The 1,309-nt window shown below is 58.9% G+C and carries 1 protein-coding gene; it reads right to left on the bottom strand.

What is annotated here, in order from left to right:
• Nucleotides 1-228: 228 nt before the first annotated feature.
• The coding region (gene glgP / locus RNA01_RS23290) for an alpha-glucan family phosphorylase (RefSeq protein WP_147182448.1) at nt 229-1,309 on the bottom strand (1,081 nt) is incomplete at its 5' end.

Genomic DNA, 1,309 nt, shown 5'->3' with positions numbered 1-1,309 from the left:
ATTGGATGGAACAATGGCCAGAGATCCTGACCTGGACGTTTCACGACAACAATCGGACGACCGTTCAGATCGAGTGTTTCCGATATCGTGTGGCGGCTCCGGCTCGTTTTACGATGTGGCACGCTGTCTGATGGACTCATCGCATGTTCTCCTTCCCGGGGGTTTTTCTGCATTCCAATTCCCGTTCTCTCTCGCTCCTCGTGGACAGCGCTCTCCGAACCGGTGGCCCTATCGCTGCCAAATGATGTTTGGCAGTTCCAGCGGACCGCGGACGAGCGGATGATAAGGAACGACGCGCGGCGTGAATTCCAACGCAGGACGGACCGGAGAAATCCTCGCCGCATATCTGTGATATCCGGCGGGAGCCGATCCTCCCTGTTGTCTCTGCATCGCTTCCACATGCGAAGGCCGGCCGGCCTCTCCGTCGGCGTAGAGTTCCACCCTGACCATGTCGGAAGACAGTTCGCCGAGATAGACCGCGACGGAAAAGGACAGGCATTCCTTCGTCTCCTCGACAGAGATCTCCCCGAAACGGACCAGCGGCCAGAACGTCGACACGTCCTGCTTCCAGCGCGCGATGCCGCGCGAAACATCACCGATGGTTTCGATCCGGGCGGCATAGTCTCTCGCGGCGGGAAGGTAGAACTTTTCCGTGTATTCGCGGACGGTCCGATTGGCGGAGAATTGCGGAGCGAGCCGAGCCATGCTTTCCCGGATCCGGCGGACCCACCTCGAAGGAATGCCGTCTTCATCGCGATCATAGAATTCCGGAACGATTTCTTCTTCGAGAAGCCTGTAAAGGGCGTCGGCCTCCACGGCATCGACACCGGGATCATCTCCATGTTCCTTGCCGTCGCCGAGTGCCCATCCGACATCTGGCGCATAGGCTTCCTGCCACCAGCCGTCGAGTTCGGACAGGTTCAGCCCGCCATTCGCCAGAATCTTCATTCCGCTCGTGCCGCTCGCCTCCCATGGCCGTCGGGGTGTGTTGATCCAGACATCGACCCCCTGGGTAAGCCATTCCGCCTGCCGCATGTTGTAATCCCGCAGAAAGATAAGTCTCGTTCTCAGTTCCGGCCGTTTGGCGAAGTTGTTCCAGAGCCTGATGAGTTCCTGCCCCTCCCGGTCCTGGGGATGGGCCTTGCCAGCCAGGATCAATTGGACCGGCCGCTCCGTCCTCGTCAGTATCCTTGTCAATCGTTGAGGATCGTGCAGAAGCAGGGCCGGCCGTTTATAGGTTGCAAAACGGCGGGCAAATCCAAGCGTCAATGCATTAGGGTCGAATTCGCTATCGGCGTCTTCTTCTCTG

Origin of the sequence: Paenirhizobium naphthalenivorans (assembly GCF_007992095.1) — a bacterium.
Taxonomy (GTDB): domain Bacteria; phylum Pseudomonadota; class Alphaproteobacteria; order Rhizobiales; family Rhizobiaceae; genus Allorhizobium; species Allorhizobium naphthalenivorans.
Note: the sequence above shows the minus strand (reverse complement) of the source record. Positions and strands in the feature narration are given on the sequence as shown.